Source organism: Pseudomonas triticicola (assembly GCF_019145375.1).
Classification (GTDB): Bacteria; Pseudomonadota; Gammaproteobacteria; order Pseudomonadales; family Pseudomonadaceae; genus Aquipseudomonas; species Aquipseudomonas triticicola.
In genome coordinates this window covers 1,476,411-1,494,361 of sequence record NZ_JAHSTX010000001.1, presented here as the reverse complement: position 1 = coordinate 1,494,361, position 17,951 = coordinate 1,476,411, and the positions used below count along the sequence as shown (strand labels likewise).

Here is a 17,951-nt window from a genome sequence, read left to right as displayed (position 1 = left end):
GCATGGTATACGGTCGCATTAGTAATTGAAACGTATTCTTATTTGTCATGTTGATCAGGATTGGTGAGCGGGATTCATCATTCCATCCTGGAACCGCGCATTATCAGCAGCGCGTCGATGGCCTAGGCTCGTAGGGATCCGACGTCAATCGATGGCTGCGCCGCGCTACGTGGGCGCCGCCAGCCTGTCTGAAAGGAATTTGCAGATGAAATTCGACACCCCGGCCGGCTCCAATCCGATCGACCAGCTGAACGTCATCGGCCAACCTGCTGACCGCATCGACGGCAAGCTGAAAACCACCGGCACCGCTCCCTACGCCTACGAGCAAAACGCAGCGGTGCCGGACGCCGCCTATGGCTATATCGTCGGCGCCGGGATTGGCAAGGGGCGCATTGCCTCGATCGATTCGACGCAAGCGCGGGAAGCGTCCGGGGTGATTGCCATCGTCACTTACGAAAACGCCGGGCCATTGGCCAAAGGCGAGTTTTACGTAGCCAGGGCCTTGGCCGGGCCGCAGGTCGATCACTATCACCAGGCCGTGGCGATTGTCGTCGCGGACACTTTTGAACAGGCCCGCGCGGCCGCCGGCTTGCTCGACATCCGCTACCTGGCCGAACCAGGTTCATTCGATCTGGCGGCGGCGAAAGACTCCGCAACCCCACCGCCACCGGCCGGTTTCGGCCCGCCGCCGCAGACCAGCGTCGGTGACTTCGAAGGCGCCTTCAACGCTGCGCCCGTGCAAATCGATCAGCACTACAGCACGCCTGACCAGGCCCACGCGATGATGGAACCGCACGCAACCATTGCCCGCTGGAGTGGCACGCAGTTGACCTTGTGGACATCGATCCAACAGATCAACTGGGGCGTGCGCGATCTGGCGAAAACCCTCGGCATCGCCAAGGAAGATGTGCGCCTGATCTCGCCGTATATCGGCGGTGGTTTCGGCGGTAAGGGCACGATTCTTTGCGACGCAGTGTTGGCATCCCTGGCCGCTCGACATGCCGGGCGACCGGTGAAAGTCGCGCTGCCGCGGCCGCTGATGTTCAACAACCTGACCCATCGTCCGGCGACGCTTCAGCGCCTGCGCATCGGTGCCAACCGTGACGGCGTGATCACCGCGATCGGCCACGAGAGCTGGTCGGGCAATCTGCGCGGCGGACGCGCCGAAGCGGCTACCGCGTCAACCCGATTGCTTTACGCCGGGGCCAATCGCATGACCCGTTTGAACCTGGCCGTGCTCGATCTCGCCGAGGGTTCGGCGATGCGCGCGCCGGGCGAGGCACCGGGGATGATGGCGCTGGAAATCGCCATGGATGAACTGGCGGAAAAGCTGCAGATGGATCCGCTGCAGCTGCGCATCCTCAACGATTCGCAGGTCGATCCGGAGCAACCGGCGCGGCCGTTCTCCAAACGGCAGTTGGTGGAATGCCTGAACACTGGGGCCGAACGCTTTGGCTGGCGTCAGCGCAACCCTCAACCCGGTCAGCGCCGTGAGGGCGGTTGGCTGATCGGCATCGGGCTGGCCTCGGCGATTCGCGGCGCACCGACGACCGCTTCGGCGGCGCGGGTGCGTCTCGATCGTCAAGGCGTCATCACCGTGGAAACCGACATGACCGACATCGGCACCGGCAGTTACACCATCATCGCCCAGACCGCTGCCGAAATGATGGGCGTGCCGCTGGACCGTGTCGTGGTGCACTTGGGCGATTCGCGGTTTCCGGAATCGTCGGGCTCCGGCGGCCAGTGGGGCGCCGCCTCCTCCACTGCCGGGGTGTATGCCGCGTGCGTGAAACTGCGTGAGGCCGCCGCTCACGCCGTCGGGATTGACCCGCAGCAAGCGGAGTTTGTCGACGGGCAAATTCGCGCAGGCTCGCAGCAGGTTGGCTTGGCTCAGGCCGCAGCCAATGGCGAGCTGACGGGCGAGGACCGCATGGAATACGGCGACCTTGCCCAGCGCTTCGCCCAGCAGACCTTCGGCGCGCATTTCGCCGAGGTCGCGGTCAATGCGGCGACCGGCGAAATTCGCCTGCGTCGGCAACTGGCCGTGTGCGCCGCCGGGCGCATCCTCAACCCGAAAACCGCGCGCAGCCAGATCATCGGCGGCATGACCATGGGCGCCGGCGCGGCATTGATGGAAGAGCTGGCGGTGGATCATCGAATCGGCTTTTTCGTCAATCACGATCTGGCCGGATACGAGGTGCCGGTGCACGCCGACATTCCCCATCAGGAAGTCATCTTTCTCGATGAAGTCGACCCGTATGCCACCCCGTTGAAAGCCAAAGGCGTTGGCGAGTTGGGTATCAGCGGCGCGGCGGCGGCCATCGCCAACGCGATCTATAACGCCTGTGGCGTACGGGTGCGCGATTATCCGATTACGCTGGATAAACTCATCGGCGAGTTGTCCTACCCGGTCTGAGACTGGATCACGCAGGATATCGCCCATGTACCCCACCACCCCCGATGGCCGCTATTTTGTGGTCAAGCAACAGCTATGGCGTTGCAGCAATCCAGCGCTGCCAGCCGCCGAGCGTGAAGCGTTTGTAGCCGAACTCATGTCAGCGCGACGTGCGGTCAAAGAGGCGAAGCGTGCGGAGGATGCACAGGCGTTGAAGTCGGCGAGAGCTCGCGTCAACGACGCCAAAGTCGCGCTGGGTGAGCGCGGGCCGGTGTGGTGGGATGACGGCAGCCCGGATTACAACCGATTCAAAGTGAGCAATACACCGTATGCGCAGTGGTTTGCCCAACTGCCTGAGTGTTGACTGCCCTGCTGATCCCCAATCCCACAATCAACGCAGGTCCCCTGTGGGTTTTGTGGGTTGCCGAGGTTTTGCACACGCCGCGAAAACCTGTGGGAGCGAGCCTGCTCGCGAATGCATTGGGTCAGGCAATGAAGATGTTGAATGTGCCGCCGTCTTCGCGAGCAGGCTCGCTCCCACACTGGATTTTGCGTGTCGCCGGGATTTGGCACACGCCGCGAAAACCTGTGGGAGCGAGCCTGCTCGCGAATGCATTCGGTCAGGCTATGACGATGTTGAATGTGCCGCCGCCTTCGCGAGCAGGCTCGCTCCCACATGGGTTTTGTGGGTTGCCGGGGTTTTGCACTCGCCGCGAAAACCTGTGGGAGCGAGCCTGCTCGCGAATGCATTCGGTCAGGCTATGACGATGTTGAATGTGCCGCCGCCTTCGCGAGCAGGCTCGCTCCCACATGGATTTTTGTGGGTTGCTGGGGTTTTGCACTCGCCGCGAAAACCTGTGGGAGCGAGCCTGCTCGCGAATGCATTGGGTCAGTTAAAGAAGATGTTGGATGTGCCGCAGTCTTCGCGAGCAGGCTCGCTCCCACACTGGGTTTTGCGTGTTGCCGGGATTTGGCACATGCCGCAAAAACCTGTGGGAGCGAGCCTGCTCGCGAATGCGTTGGATCAGGCGATGAAAATGTTGGATGTGCCGCCGTCTTCGCGAGCAGGCTCGCTCCCACAGGGATCTGCGGCGAGGCTCAGACTTGCAACAACTGCCGGGTCATCGCCATCGAGGTTTCCAGCGACTGTCCGGTGCGCTGCAATTTGTTCAGCAGGCTGGCGCCGAGCCAGAGCTGATACAGCGTCTCTGCCAACTTGCGCGCATCGCCCTCGGGCAGGCTTTTGTCGGTCTGGCCTTGTTCGATGCATTCGGTGATCCGCGCGACGATGCGTTCGGCGCCGTCGCGCAGGGTCAGGCGCATTGATTCGGACAGGTCGGCGACTTCGGCGCTGAGTTTCACCACCAGGCATTCATCGCCGTGGCCTTCGAGGGAGCAGCGGTTCTGCCAGCCCTGCCAGTAATCCATCAAACGCTCGAAGGCCGTCAGCCCAGGCAATGTCAGGCGGCGCTCCATGTCGGCGAGGTAGTCGACGAAGTAATCCTCGAGCAGCGCCTGGCCGTACAACTCCTTGGATTTGAAGTAGTGATAGAACGAGCCCTTGGGCACGCCGGCGGTCTGCAGGATCTCGTTGAGGCCGACGCTGGTGAAGCCCTTCTCGGCCATCATCCGGTGGCCGGTGTCGAGCAAGTGTTGGCGGGTGTCGTCAAAGGTCGGCTTCATGGTGCGCAAAATTCCAGACAATAGACCAGTCGTATACTTTTCAGGACCGGGAGTTTGCCATAACCGACGGGCAAAAACATTTTCTGAAAAATTACTAGACGACTGGTCTAATTGGAAACTATGCTGCGCCCCGACACACAAATTCATGCGGCACCGACAACAAGCGAATCCCTCGCCTTCTGCCGATGCCAGACCAACCCAAGGGTGCTCTATGAAAATCTTGATGGTTCTGACTTCCCACGATCAACTCGGCAACACTGGCAAGAAAACCGGTTTCTGGCTGGAAGAGTTCGCCGCGCCCTACTTTGCCTTCAAGGACGCCGGCGCCGACGTCACCCTGGTATCGCCTGCCGGCGGCCAGCCTCCGCTCGATCCGAAAAGCGATGAGCCAAGCGCGCAGACTGCCGAAACCGATCGCTTCCGCGCCGATCCGGCCGCGCAACAAGCACTGGCCACTACTGGCCGTCTGGCTGATGTGAAGGCCGAAGATTTCGACGCAGTGTTCTACCCAGGTGGCCACGGCCCGCTGTGGGATCTGGCCGAAGACAAGGCCTCTATTGCACTGATCGAAGCCTTCGACCGCGCCAACAAACCTCACGGTTTTGTCTGCCACGCACCCGGCGTGTTGCGTCATGTGGTGCGTGCTGACGGCCAGCCAATCGTCAAGGGCCGTGATGTCACCGGCTTCACCAATGCCGAAGAGGCTGCAGTCGGCCTGACTGACGTGGTGCCGTTCCTCATCGAAGACGAGTTCCAGCGTCTGGGCGGGCGCTATTCGAAAGTTGCCGACTGGCAGGTGCATGTGGTCGCTGACGGGCAATTGGTCACCGGCCAGAACCCGGCCAGCTCTGCCGCCGTTGCCGAAAAGCTGTTGAAGATGCTCGGCTGAATTCCTCGCTCCAACCCGATCAACGCCGCGTGCGTACCGCCCGGCGTTGTTTTTTTGCCCAGTCACTAGTCGACTGGTCTAATCAGATTCAAGGCTTACCCCATGAATAACGCTTTCTTCACGCCTGCCAAATTCGGCGCCCACACCCTGAAAAACCGCATCGTTCTGCCGCCTCTCACCCGCCAGCGCAGCACACAACCGGGCAATGTCGCCAACGAGTTGATGGCCGAGTATTACCAGCAGCGCGCCGGTGCCGGTTTGCTGGTCACCGAAGGCACGCAGATCGAACCGCGTGGCCAAGGTTATGCGTGGACGCCGGGCATTCACACGCCGGAGCAGATCGCCGGTTGGCGCAAAGTCACCGAGGCGGTGCACGCCGTGGATGGGGTGATCTTCGCCCAGCTCTGGCATGTCGGTCGGGTCTCGCACACGGCGTTGCAGCCCAACGGCGATGCGCCGCTGTCAGCCTCTGCGGTCGCCACGGATCGCGTCAGCGTGTTCATCGAAACCGCGCCCGGTGTCGGTGAACTGGTGCCGCCGTCCGCACCGCGCGCGTTGAGCACCGATGAAGTGCAGGAACTGATTCAGCTGTACATCCAGGCCGCGCGCAACGCGATGGATGCGGGTTTCGACGGCATCGAACTGCATTGCGCCAACGGTTATCTGGTCAACCAATTCATCTCCGCCCACAGCAACCTGCGCACCGACCAGTACGGCGGCTCACTGGATAATCGCTTGCGCTTCTTGCGCGAAGTGGTGGCCGGTGTTGCCGAATGCATCGGCAGGGACAAGGTCGGTGTGCGTTTCGCGCCGTTGTTCACTACCACCGATGAAGCGCGGACATACCTGGGCCTGGTCGAGGAAGATCCGCACACAACTTACATTGCGGCGATCAAGATTCTCCAAGACGTGGGCATCGCCTACCTGTCGATCGCCGAAGCCGACTGGGACAACGCGCCAGCGATGCCGCAGACCTTTCGCCAGGCCGTGCGCGACACGTTCAGCGGCGCGATCATTTATGCCGGTCGCTACACCGCCAAAACCGGGGCGCAATTGCTTGAGTCGGGGCTGGCCGATCTCGTCGCGTTTGGCCGACCGTTCATGGCCAACCCGGACCTGCCGGCGCGGATTGCCAATGACTGGCCGTTGAATCAGTTGAATCCGGCGACGGTGTATGGCGGCGGTGCCGAGGGTTATATCGATTACCCGACCTACCCCGCTTAAGAACCCCACCCAAATCCCTGTGGGAGCGAGCCTGCTCGCGAAGGCGGTGGGTCAGTCAGCATTTGTATTGACTGACAGGACGCTTTCGCGAGCAGGCTCGCTCCCACTACCGGATGTCAGTGGCCGCTAAAACCTATACATAACAAACAATCTGTATAACTATTGGAGTTCGAATCTCTAACCGGACTTCGCTCCATGCCCCCTGCCCACCGCTTGCTCCTGATCCTCGGCGACCAGCTGTCTTTCGACCTGGCCTCCCTGCAGCCACTCGATCCCCAGCAAGACCTGCTGCTGATGGTCGAGGTCATGGAGGAAGCGACCCACGTCGCTCATCATCCGCAAAAAATCGCCCTGATCTTCAGCGCCATGCGCCACTTTGCCGAGGCGTTGCGCGATAAAGGCTTCCGCGTCCAGTACGTCAGCCTCGACGACCCGGACAACAGCGGCTCAATTCCCGGCGAACTACAGCGCTGGCGAACCCTCACCGGCGCCGAAGAGATTCATATCACCGAATGCGGCGACTGGCGTCTTGAGCAGTCAATCAAAGATTCGGGCTTGCCCGTGCACTGGCATTCAGACAGCCGCTTCCTCTGCTCCCGCGAAGAGTTCTCCAATTGGGCCAGCGGCAAGAAACAGCTGCGCATGGAGTTTTTCTACCGTGAGATGCGGCGCAAGAGTCGGCTGCTGCTCAATGGCGACGGCACGCCGGTCGGCGGTGCGTGGAATTTCGATGCGGAGAATCGCAAGGCCCTGCCCAAACACGCCAAACCGCCCTACCCGGCACGTTTCGCCAATGACGCAATCACCCAAGAGGTGCTGTTATTGGTCGCCGAGCGCTTCGCCAGCCATTACGGCACGCTGGATGACTTCAATTACCCGGTGACCCACGCCGATGCCCAGGCCCTGTGGCAATACTTTCTCGACTATGCGTTGGCCGGCTTCGGTGATTACCAGGACGCCATGGCCAGCGACGAGCCGTTCCTGTTTCACGCGCGGATCAGCGCGGCGCTGAACATCGGCCTGCTCGATCTGCGCCAGCTGTGCAGCGATGTCGAGGCGGCGTACTGGTCGGGGAGCATCGGCCTTAACGCGGCCGAAGGCTTCATCCGGCAGCTGATCGGCTGGCGCGAATACGTGCGCGGCGTGTACTGGCTGAAGATGCCGGACTACGCCGAGGGCAACGTGTTTGGCAACTCGCGTCCGCTGCCGGAGTTCTACTGGACCGGGCAGACACAGATGAACTGCATGCGCCAGGCCATCGGCCAAAGCCTGCAACATGCCTACGCCCACCACATTCAGCGCCTGATGGTCACCGGTAACTTTGCCTTGCTCGCCGGGATTGCGCCGAAAGAGATTTGCGAATGGTATCTGGCGATCTACATGGACGCCTTCGACTGGGTCGAACTGCCCAACACCCTTGGCATGGTCATGCACGCCGACGGCGGTTATCTCGGCTCCAAGCCTTACTGTGCCAGCGGCCAGTACATCAATCGGATGTCGGATTACTGCGGCGACTGCGCCTACAAGGTCAAGGAAAGCAGCGCGGACGATGCCTGCCCGTTCAATGCGCTGTACTGGCATTTCCTCATGCGCCACGGCGATATCCTGCGCGGCAATCAGCGCATGGGCATGATGTACAAGAACCTCGACCGCATGCCGCTGGCCAAGCAGGATGCACTGTGGCAACGCGGACAAATGCTGTTGGCGAAACTGGATGGCGGCGAAGCTATCTAGTGCGCCTCAGGCCGGCCCGGCCATCCCGTTACGCCCCGCCGCTTTCGCGCGGTACAGCGCCTGATCGGCGGTCTGGATCAACGCCGGCAGCGAATCCAGCTGAGCGCCCGTCCCCACCGCCATACCGATACTCACCGTAATCCGAGCAAACGGACTGCCCGGGTGGGCAATGTTCGCTTGCTGCAAACGCTCGAGCATCAGTTGCGCCACCACCGTCGCCCCGGCGCTATCAGTGGCCGGCATGATCACCGCCATTTCCTCGCCACCGTAGCGCGCGACCAGATCCGAGGGGCGGCGCACGCAGCCTTCAAGAATCTTGCTGACCGCTTGCAGGCAGACATCACCGGCGACGTGGCCCACGGCATCGTTGAACAATTTGAAGTGGTCGATATCGATCATCAGCAAGGCCAGCGACGTCCCGTCACGCTGCGCCCGTCGCGCTTCCACCGCCAGGGTTTCATCGAAGCAGCGGCGGTTGGCCAGGCCGGTCAGCGCATCTTTCATTGCCAGCAATTCCAGCTGTCGATTGGAGGCGAGCAACTGCTGCTGGGCATCGCGCAACGCCTCTTCAGCCTCGGTGCGTCGGCGAATATCCAGAATCAGGAACCAGCCGATCAACCCGGTCAGCCCCAACAGCCCGATCACTACCACCGCCGACAGCGCCGCTTCGATACGCCACGCCGCTAGCGCTTCATCCTTGCCCAGGGCCACGGTGGTAATCAGCGGCAGCGTTTCGCTTTTACGGAATGCGTACAGCCGCTCGACACCGTCGAGGCTGGAGGTGTAGGAGGCAGTGCCGACCGAGCGGTCGACGAGGTATTTGGCGTAGATCGGCGAACTGGAGAAGTTGCGCCCCATGTCCTGCTCGCGGAACGGGTAGCGCACCAGCAGCGTGCCATCGGTGTACGACAGACCGATCGCGCCGTCCTGGCCAACGTCGAGTTTGCCGAACACGCGCAGGAAGTTCTCCACCCCCAGCGTCACCGCTACCACGCCAGCGAACTGCCCGCCATCGTCGTTGAAGCGCCGACTGATAGTCACCACCCATTCGTGATTGGCACGGCTCTGGATCGGCGGGCCAATGAACGGCTCGCGGCTCGGGCTCTCACTGTGATGAATGAAATAGGCGCGGTCGCTGCTGTTGGCGCCCTCTGGAATCGGCCGGTTGGAGGACATCAGCCAATGTCCGTTCCGGTCATAGATGATGATGCCGCTGAGCTGTGGCATCAGCGCCTGCTGGCGGTCGATCAGGCTCTGGATGCGCTGAATCTGCGCCGGGCCGTTGCCCTCGGTTTCCAGACGTTCGACCAGCCCGAGCAAGAGCAGCGAGCTTTGCCGGACGATGCCTTCGGTGTAGGTGTTGAGCGCCTGGGTCAGGTTCAGGCCATGCACGTCGACTTCCGCCAGCGCACGCTCGCGCGAAGACCAGACTTTCCAGATCGTCAGCGAAGTCAGGGAACAACCGATCACCAGCAGCAGGAGCATTACAAGGCGAGTATCACGCTTCACGTCAGTACCTTAAGGAAGTCCGGTATCCATTCCAGCCATCATTCGAACGTCGGCACTCACGGCGGCCACGTGTTCCGGGGCGCAAGCATACAAGCAGTGTGCAGCGGCTGCAGCAACAGAGTGTGCAGTGCTAAGCAGCGGGTTTGAGGATTTCCACGAGAAAATCGATGAACACGTTGATCCGGCTCGAACCACGGTGGTTGGGCAGGTACAACGCGTTGATGCAACTGCTGGCGCTGCCGGGATTGACCTCGTAGTGCTCAAGCAAGCGCGTCAGGCGCCCGGCGGTGACGTCGTCACGCACCAGCCAGTCGGCGAGCAGCGCCACACCGCCACCGCCAATCGCCGCTTCGCGCAGGATGTCGGCGTTGTTGCTTTGCAGGCGACCCTGGACGTTGAGCTGAATCGGCTCTTCGTCGCCCTGAAAGGTCCAGTGGTGATGGCTGCCGCCGTAGTCGAAGCGCAGGCACTGGTGCTCGAGCAGATCCCGCGGATGCTCCAGCACGCCGCTGCGCGCCAGATAATCCGGGCTGGCGACAATCCAACGCTGAAAGTGGCCGACGCGTTTGCTGACGATGTCCTCACTGACGACCGTCGAGCCGAGCCGCACTGAAACGTCGATCTGCTCGCTGAGCAAATCGCTGACCTGATCGCTCAGCGACAGACTGATCTCCAGCCCGGGATGGCGTTCAAGCAAGCGGCTCAGGTGCGGCGCAATCAGTCGCCGGCCAAACTCCACCGGCACACTGATGCGCAAGCGGCCCTGGGCATCACTGCCACGATCGGCGACCACCGCATCGGCTTCGTCGATGGCATCGAGAATGGCCACGGCCTTCTCGAAATAGGTCTGGCCGGCGACGGTCACGCTGGTATTGCGCGTGGTGCGATTGAGCAGGCTGGCGCCCAACTCGTTTTCCAGGCCCGCCACTTGCCTTGTCACCGAAGACGTCGAAATCCCAAGCTTGCGCGCCGCCGAGGAATAGCCGCCGCAGCGCACGGTTTCAACAAACATCTTCAATGCCAGCAACTTGTCCATAAGCGGGGTCCGGTGGTGAGGGAACGCCGCTGATTGTGCATCAGCGCCCGCCACACGTCTTGTATCGTCGTGCTTGCCGGGCCTCATCGCGACCTCAGACATCAGCCTTGCGACTCAGGAACAATGCCAGCGCTAACGCCGGCAACACCGCCACGGCAACGGCCGAGAGGTTCCAGCCGAAGTGTTCGTACAGCGGGCTGGCGACCAGTGAGCCGAGGGCGCCGCCAACGAAGATGCTGGTCATGTACACCGCATTCAGGCGGGCGCGGCTGTGCGGGTCGAGGGCGTAGACCTCACGCTGGCCGAGGACCATGTTCAATTGCACGGCAAAGTCCAGCAGCACCGCACACACCACCAGCCATACGTAACCACTGCCCGGCAACGCGGCGATCAACAGTGACAGCGGCGCCAGCAGCAACGCCACCAAGGTACCGCGACGACCGTGCCCGGCATCGGCCAGACGCCCGGCAATCGGCGCGGCAATCGCACCTACCGCGCCGACCAGGGCAAAGATCGCCACTTGCGCCTGGCTGAAGCCGTGATGACGCATCAGCTCAATTGGCGCGAGGGTCCAGAACAGGCTGAAACTGGCGAACAGCAAACCCTGATACAGCGAACGCTGGCGCAACACAGGAAAGCGCCGGGCCAGGGCAAACACCGAACCGATCAACGCGACATAAGTGGCCTTGTGCGTCGGCACCCGGCGCGGCAATGCCACAGCGGTAATCAGCGCGATCACCGCCATCAGTGCCGCCGCGCTGTAAAACACCCCGCGCCAGCCGAACACTTCAACCAACAGACTCGACAGTGGCCGCGACAGCAGAATCCCCAAGAGCAGGCCGCTCATGATATTGCCGACCACGCGCCCCCGGCTGGCTTCCGGCGCCAGGTGCGCGGCCAGCGGCACGAGAATCTGCACCGCCACCGAGGTCAGGCCGATCAGCAAAGAGAGCAGCAGGAACAGCGACGGCGAATGAGTCAGGCCAGCACACAGCAGCGTGACACTCGCAGCGAGGGTGAAACCGACTACCAGACGACGGTTCTCCATCAGGTCGGCCAGCGGCACCAGCAGCAACAAGCCCAGCGCGTAACCGAACTGCGTCAGCGACACGATCAGGCTGGCATTGGCGCTGGACAGGCCGATCTGCGGCGCGATCAGTTCGACGATGGGCTGCGCGTAATACAGGTTGGCGACGACCGCGCCGCAGCAAAATGCCAGAAACGCGACCATCAGGCCGGAGAGTGAAGCAGGCTGTTCGGCCGGGGCCGCAACGGCAGGGTTGCCCGTAAGCATGGTGACACCTCGTTGAGTTCGGGAAAGTTGTGCCAAGGCTACGGTCAGCCGGCGGGGGCGAGAATCCGTGCCACTGGCAACGCACTGATGCGTGGCGCGCAACGTTGCTTGTGGCGCAACGCGCTGTTGCGCGGGCCGGTGATTCTCCGCTGCAAGGGTCTTCTCTACGCTTTGGCCCTGGCGCTGACGTCCGCATCGGCGCCCTTCCCCGGCTGCTACAAGGAGCGCTTCCATGACCCGCACTGCACTCGTCCTGCCACTGTCCGCCGCGTTTTTCTGCCGACCATGAACAGCCATTTGCTCAAATCCAGAACCCTGTGGATCAGCGTCGGCGTGCTCGCGGTGATCGGCCTGATCGTCGCCGTCGCGCTGATGTGGCGCCCGGCGATCGCACCAATCAAACGGCCGACGTCATTCAATACTGCGCAGTTGCAACGCGGCGCACGGGTGGTCGAGGCCGGCGACTGCGCGGTGTGTCACACCCGCCCCGGCGGCGAATACCTGGCTGGCGGGCTGCCGCTGGTGACGCCGTTCGGCACGCTGTACAGCACCAACATCACCCCGGATGCGCAGACCGGCATCGGCGAATGGTCACTGCCGGCCTTCGAGCGGGCGATGCGCGAAGGCATTGCCCGCGACGGCCACTTTCTCTACCCGGCCTTTCCCTACGTGCACTACCGGCGCATGAGCTCCGAAGACATCGCCGACGCCTATGCCTACTTGATGAGCGGCCCCGCCGTACACGCCCCGGCGCGGCAGAACCAGATGAACTTCCCGATGAACATCCGCCCGCTGGTGTCGTTCTGGAATCTGCTGTTTCTGCATGGCGAGCCGCTCACGCCGCTGGCCGAACACAGCGCGGCATGGAATCGCGGACGCTATCTGGTCGACGGCCCGGGCCACTGCGCCGGCTGCCATTCGCCGCTGAACCTGATTGGCGCGGAGAAATCCTCGCAATATCTGCAGGGCGGCAGCGTCGATGGCTGGGAAGCGCCGGCCCTGGTCGGCCTCGGGCAGCGCGCCAATCCGTGGAGTCGCGAGCAATTGGTCGGCTACCTGCGCGCCGATGTGGTCGATGGCCACGGCACGCCCGCCGGCCCGATGCGCCCGGTCAGCCTGAGTCTGGCGCGCTTGCCGGCCAGTGAAGCCGAGGCGATTGCCGACTACCTGCTGAGCCTGCAAAACCCGCACGCGGTGAGCGAAACCACGGCGAAAAAGCAGCCAGTTATTCCAGCGGATCACACAACCGGCGCCCTGCTCTTCAGCAGCGTCTGCGCCGGATGTCACGCACCCGCCGCGCCGATGCGTGAAATCGACGGCCGCCCAGGCCTGCAAAGCACTTCGGCGCTGCAAGCCGCCAGCTCGCGCAACTTTCTCAAGACCGTGCTCGAAGGCGTGCCCGCCATTCCCGGCGCCCCCGGCCCGGTGATGCCGCCGTTCGCCGCCAGTCTCGACAACGCCCAACTCGGCGCACTCGCCGCGTATCTGCGCGAACAAGCCAAACCCGATGAGCCATGGGCCGACCTCTCTTCCACTATTGAAGCGTTACGTCAGGAGACGAAATGAGCCAGATCACTCTCACCGTCAATGGAACCGCCCAAGCGCTGGAGCTGGAACCGGACATGCCGCTGCTGTATGCGCTGCGCAATCACTTGAACCTCAACGGCGCCAAGTACGGATGCGGCCTGGGCCAGTGCGGCGCGTGCACGGTAATCGTCGACGACCAGCCGGTGTTCGCCTGCCTCACGCCTTGCGCAGGCCTTGAGGGGAAAAAGATCCGCACCGTGGAAAGCCTCGGCAGCGCAGAGAAACCCGGCCCGTTGCAAGCGGCATTCATCGACAAGCAGGCCGCGCAATGCGGTTACTGCATCGCCGGCATGCTGATGCGCGCGCAAACGTTACTCGAACGTGACCCGCACCCGGACGAACAAACCATCCGCGAACACATGGCCGGCAATCTGTGCCGTTGCGGCACGCACTTGCGCATCATCGAGGCGATCAAGCAGGTGGCCGGGCACAACGGGAGCCGGACATGAGCGCAGCTAACGGCTTGGACCCCAGCCGCCGGGCCTTCCTGCGTGGCGGCGCGTTGCTCATGGCTTTTACGCTGATGCCGGTAGCGCGGCGTGCCTTGGCCGACACCGAAGTCGACACCCTTGGCACTGTGGTGCTGGCCCCCGATCTGCCCGGCAGCTTGCGCACCAACCCATACCTCGACGCGTGGATTCGCATCGGCGCCGACGGCATCACCGTGTACACCGGCAAGGTCGAACTGGGCACCGGGGTGAAAACCGCGTTGCTGCAAATCGCTGCCGAGCGTTTGCAGGTGCCGGCCAGCGCGATCAACTTGCTCACCGCCGACACCGCGCTGACGCCCAACGAAGGCTACACCGCCGGCAGCCATAGCATTTTCGACAGCGGCACCGCGCTGTACAACGCCGCCGCGCAAGTGCGGGAAATGCTCGTCGATGCCGCCGCGCGCAGTTGGCAAGTCGATGCTGCGCAACTGAGCACTCGCGATGGCATCATCGAAGGGCCGAATGGTCAGCGCATGGCATATGCCGACGCGGTCAAGCATGTCGATGTGCACCAGTACGCCAAGGCGCAATCACCGGCGATGGCGGCGGCCGATTTCAAACTGATCGGCCACAACCTGCCGCGCCTGGACATTCCGGCCAAGGTCAGCGGCGGCGCGGCATTTGTGCAGGACATGCGCCTGCCGGGCATGCTGCACGCGCGTGTCATCCGCCCGCCGCGTCCCGGCTGCACGCTTCAGGCGTTCGATGCCGCGTCCATCGAGGCGTTGAACGGCGTGGTCAAAGTGATTCGCGACGGCAACTATCTGGCGGTGGTCGCCCGTGATGAGTGGCAAGCGATCAAGGCCATGCGCAGCGGGATTGAGAGTGCCAAGTGGAGTGGTGGCGAGGCGATTCCCGAAGCCGCCGGGATTCATGATTTGCTCAAGCAACTGCCGTCTAAGCGCTATCCGATCAGTAATAACGGCAATCCCGGCGACGCAACCGAGACTCGATTCAAAGCGCGGGTGACCAAGCAGTATCTGATGCATGGTTCGATCGGCCCGTCCTGTGCGGTGGCCTGGTTCAACAATGGCGTGCTCACGGTGTGGACCCACACCCAGGGTGTCTATCCATTGCGCGCCGGTATCGCCGAGATGCTGGGTCTGCCGCCGGAGCGTGTGCGCTGCATTCATACCGAAGGCTCGGGCTGCTATGGCCACAACGGCGCCGATGATGCCGCCGCCGATGCCGCGCTGATCGCTATGCGCCTGCCGGGCACGCCGGTCAGGGTGCAATGGATGCGCGAGCAGGAAAATCTCTGGGAGCCGTACAGTTCGGCGATGGTCACCGAAATCGATGCCGGCCTCAGTCAGGGCCGTTTGCAGGACTGGAACTACGAGCTGTGGACCACGCCGCATAACGAACGCATCGTCAATGCCGGGCGCCTGCTGCCGGCACGCCTGTTGGCGAAACCCTTCGCCTCGGCGCCGTCGGTGCCGATCGCCCAACCCGAAGGTGATGGCGATCGCAACGCGGTGCCGCTGTACGAGCTGGGCGCGACGCGGATCAATATGAATTTCGTCACCACCATGCCGTTCCGCACTTCGGCCATGCGCTCGCTGGGTGCGCACATCAACATCTTCGCCATCGAGGCGGGTATCGATGAGTTGGCGATCAAGGCCGGGCTCGATCCGCTGGCGTTGCGCCTGGCGCATCTGCGCGACCCACGTGCCCAGGCTGTGATTAAGCGCGTGCGTGACGAAATCGGCTGGCCCCACAAGAGCAGCGAACCCGGCGCGGGAATCGGTTTTGCCTTCGCCCGCTACAAGAACATCATGGGTTACTGCGCCCTCGCGGTGAAACTGCGGGTGCATCCGCAGACCGGCGAAATCCGTGTCGATCATGTGGTGACAGCGGTCGATGTTGGCCAGATCGTCAGCCCAGATGGCCTGCGCAATCAGGTCGAGGGCGGCATCGTCCAGTCGGCCAGCTGGACGCTCTACGAAAAAGTCGCCTACGACGCTGGCGGCATTCGCAGCTACGACTGGAGTGGTTATCCGATTCTGCGCTTTACGCAATTGCCGAAAAAAGTCGATGTGCACCTGCTCGATCAACCGGGCGAACCTTTCCTCGGTGCTGCCGAAATTGTCCAAGGGCCAATGGCTGCTGCGCTCGGCAACGCGGTCAGCAATGCCACTGGCCGGCGCTGGCTGAATCTGCCGCTGACTCGCTCGAGCCAACCGGCCTGAACCACGCCCGCGCTCATCAGCGATGAGCGCGGGCGCCGTTGCGTTGCGCGCAAAACTGCGTAGCGCCGGCCACGGATTATCAGCCCCGCCACCCCCGGTTAAGTTACCTGCACAGCGCGCGGCACCTGACTGCCGCGCTGGAACCCTACTCATCGAAAATCCGGAGCTACCCATGACCCGTCGCCTGTTTCAACCCATCGCACTCGGCCCTTACACCCTTGCCCATCGCGTGGCGATGGCGCCCCTGACCCGCTCGCGCGCTGGCCAGCCGGGCGACGTGCCGACCGCAATGAACGCCGAGTACTACCGCCAACGCGCCAGTGCTGCGCTGATCATTACCGAGGCCACGCAGATTTCTCAGCAAGGCCAGGGCTATGCGTGGACGCCGGGGATCTACACCGATGCGCAAGTGCAGGCCTGGCGCGAAGTCAGCACCGCGGTGCAAGAGGCCGACGGTCTGATCTTCATGCAGCTGTGGCACGTCGGCCGGGTTTCCCACCCGAGTTTCCAGCCTGACGCCGGTTTGCCGGTGGCGCCAAGCGCCCTGCCAGTGCCGGGCAAGACCTTTATCGTCGATGAACAAGGCAATGGCGTGTGGGGTGATGTGCCAGTGCCGCGCGCCCTCGAAACGGCGGAGATCGCCGACATCGTCGAAGACTATCGCCGCGCTGCGCGCAACGCGTTGAACGCTGGCATGGACGGCGTGGAGATCCATGCCGGCAACGGTTATCTGCTCGATCAATTCCTCAATAGCAATAGCAACCAGCGTGATGACGCCTATGGCGGCAGTGTGGAAAACCGTGCGCGGTTTCTGCTCGAAGTGGTCGCCGCCGTCGCTGATGAAGTCGGTGCCGAGCGCGTTGGCGTGCGGCTGACGCCAATGGGCCGCTTCATGGGCATGGGCGATGACACGCCTGAAGCGACCTTCGGTTATCTGGTCGAGGCGCTCAACCAGTGGAATCTGGCCTACCTGCACCTGGTCGAGCCGGCCATGGTCGGCACGGTCAAGGACGAAAACTTCGACCCGCGCTGGGACGCGATCATCGCCCAGTTGCGCCAGACCTGGAACGGCGTGCTGATCCTCGCTGGCGGTTACGACGCCGAGTCCGCCGAACAGGCGCTGAACGCCGATCGCGCCGACATCATTGCCTTTGGCCGGCCATTTTTGGCCAACCCGGATCTGCCGCGTCGGCTGCACGACGGGCTTGAACTGAACGCGCCGGATCCGAGCAGTTTCTTCGGCGGCGATCAGCGTGGTTACGTCGATTATCCGTTTCACGCCTGAGGCTTGGGCTTCATAACTTTTAAGGTTTGTTTAAGGACTTTAAATAAAGCCTGCGGCCAGACTTTGCCCATCGATCAGGAGAGCCGCCATGAACCCGCAATCGGTGAAGTCAGACCCTTCCTGCCACCTGGCTCGCCCACTGGGCGCACTGTCCGGCTGGCAGGAACGCCGCGCCAAGGCCTACATGCTGCACGATCTGAGCCGCAGCCTGCGCGTCAGCGAGATCGCCGAACATTGCAATCTGTCACGCAGCCACTTTTCCCGGGCGTTCAAGATCGTCACCGGCTGCTCGCCTCAGGAATGGATGCTGAAGATGAAGATCGACAAGGCCAAAGGGCTGTTGCTGACCTCGATGGCGATTACCGAGATTGTTTATGAATGCGGATTTTCCGATCACTCGCACTTCACCCGCACGTTCGGGCGCATGGTGGGCATGCCGCCGAAGGTCTGGCGCCAACTGATGTGCGGAGCGCGGGTGGCGCTGGTGGATGCGGATGTCTGGCGGCTCAGCGATGGGTTGCTGAATTCGACGATGGGCCAGCGCTTGACGGAACTGCGGCCCTGAGTCGGATTTCAAAGGGTTTTGTTCACTCCTCCCTTTTGGCCGCGATTTTTCGCGGCTTTTTTTTGCGGTA

14 protein-coding genes are annotated in these 17,951 nt (G+C 62.7%); 10 read left to right on the top strand and 4 right to left on the bottom strand.

Features of this window, described 5'->3' with window-relative positions:
- Positions 1-205: 205 nt before the first annotated feature.
- Entirely contained in the window at positions 206-2,416 is a 2,211-nt protein-coding gene (paoC, locus tag KVG85_RS06710; RefSeq protein ID WP_217863345.1) for an aldehyde oxidoreductase molybdenum-binding subunit PaoC, read from the top strand.
- A gap of 25 nt (positions 2,417-2,441) precedes the next feature.
- Positions 2,442-2,759, top strand: a complete 318-nt coding sequence (locus tag KVG85_RS06705) for a hypothetical protein (RefSeq protein ID WP_217863344.1) — start codon at positions 2,442-2,444, stop codon at positions 2,757-2,759.
- A 734-nt stretch (positions 2,760-3,493) separates the two neighbouring features.
- Here the strand turns inward: KVG85_RS06705 and curR are convergent.
- Positions 3,494-4,078 (bottom strand): TetR family transcriptional repressor CurR, encoded by a 585-nt coding sequence (gene curR / locus KVG85_RS06700; RefSeq protein WP_217863343.1) that lies wholly within the window; start codon positions 4,076-4,078, stop codon positions 3,494-3,496.
- 211 nt (positions 4,079-4,289) lie between these two features.
- On the opposite strand from curR, the gene KVG85_RS06695 reads away from it, so the two are divergent.
- From KVG85_RS06695 to KVG85_RS06685, 3 genes are all read left to right on the top strand, one after another.
- Positions 4,290-4,967, top strand: a complete 678-nt coding sequence (locus KVG85_RS06695; RefSeq protein WP_073476243.1) for a type 1 glutamine amidotransferase domain-containing protein — start codon at positions 4,290-4,292, stop codon at positions 4,965-4,967.
- Positions 4,968-5,069: 102 nt separating this feature from the next.
- Positions 5,070-6,191, top strand: coding sequence for an alkene reductase (locus tag KVG85_RS06690; RefSeq protein ID WP_217863342.1), 1,122 nt, complete (start codon positions 5,070-5,072; stop codon positions 6,189-6,191).
- A 195-nt stretch (positions 6,192-6,386) separates the two neighbouring features.
- A complete protein-coding gene (locus KVG85_RS06685; protein WP_217863341.1) occupies positions 6,387-7,925 on the top strand; it encodes a cryptochrome/photolyase family protein in 1,539 nt (512 codons plus the stop codon).
- Positions 7,926-7,931: 6 nt separating this feature from the next.
- On the opposite strand, the gene KVG85_RS06680 is transcribed toward KVG85_RS06685, so the two are convergent.
- The 3 genes from KVG85_RS06680 to KVG85_RS06670 form a co-directional block, all read right to left on the bottom strand.
- Positions 7,932-9,434 (bottom strand): sensor domain-containing diguanylate cyclase, encoded by a 1,503-nt coding sequence (locus KVG85_RS06680; protein ID WP_217863340.1) that lies wholly within the window; start codon positions 9,432-9,434, stop codon positions 7,932-7,934.
- Between the two features lie 130 nt (positions 9,435-9,564).
- Positions 9,565-10,470, bottom strand: a complete 906-nt coding sequence (locus KVG85_RS06675) for a LysR family transcriptional regulator (RefSeq protein WP_122692536.1) — start codon at positions 10,468-10,470, stop codon at positions 9,565-9,567.
- A 94-nt stretch (positions 10,471-10,564) separates the two neighbouring features.
- Positions 10,565-11,764, bottom strand: coding sequence for an MFS transporter (locus KVG85_RS06670; RefSeq protein WP_122505585.1), 1,200 nt, complete (start codon positions 11,762-11,764; stop codon positions 10,565-10,567).
- Between the two features lie 12 nt (positions 11,765-11,776).
- Here KVG85_RS06670 and KVG85_RS06665 point away from each other — a divergent pair, with 12 nt between their 5' ends.
- From KVG85_RS06665 to KVG85_RS06645, 5 genes are all read left to right on the top strand, one after another.
- Complete coding sequence (locus KVG85_RS06665) at positions 11,777-13,330, top strand: c-type cytochrome (RefSeq protein ID WP_367615308.1); 1,554 nt, start codon at positions 11,777-11,779, stop codon at positions 13,328-13,330.
- Entirely contained in the window at positions 13,327-13,800 is a 474-nt protein-coding gene (locus KVG85_RS06660) for a (2Fe-2S)-binding protein (protein ID WP_122659972.1), read from the top strand. The genes KVG85_RS06665 and KVG85_RS06660 overlap by 4 nt, the downstream gene beginning before the upstream one ends.
- Positions 13,797-16,031: a xanthine dehydrogenase family protein molybdopterin-binding subunit gene (locus KVG85_RS06655; protein WP_217863339.1), complete on the top strand. Its 2,235-nt coding sequence runs from the start codon at positions 13,797-13,799 to the stop codon at positions 16,029-16,031. The genes KVG85_RS06660 and KVG85_RS06655 overlap by 4 nt, the downstream gene beginning before the upstream one ends.
- Before the next feature lie 172 nt (positions 16,032-16,203).
- Positions 16,204-17,316, top strand: a complete 1,113-nt coding sequence (locus KVG85_RS06650; protein WP_217863338.1) for an alkene reductase — start codon at positions 16,204-16,206, stop codon at positions 17,314-17,316.
- An 88-nt stretch (positions 17,317-17,404) separates the two neighbouring features.
- Positions 17,405-17,881: a helix-turn-helix domain-containing protein gene (locus KVG85_RS06645; protein WP_016774798.1), complete on the top strand. Its 477-nt coding sequence runs from the start codon at positions 17,405-17,407 to the stop codon at positions 17,879-17,881.
- Positions 17,882-17,951: the final 70 nt, after the last annotated feature.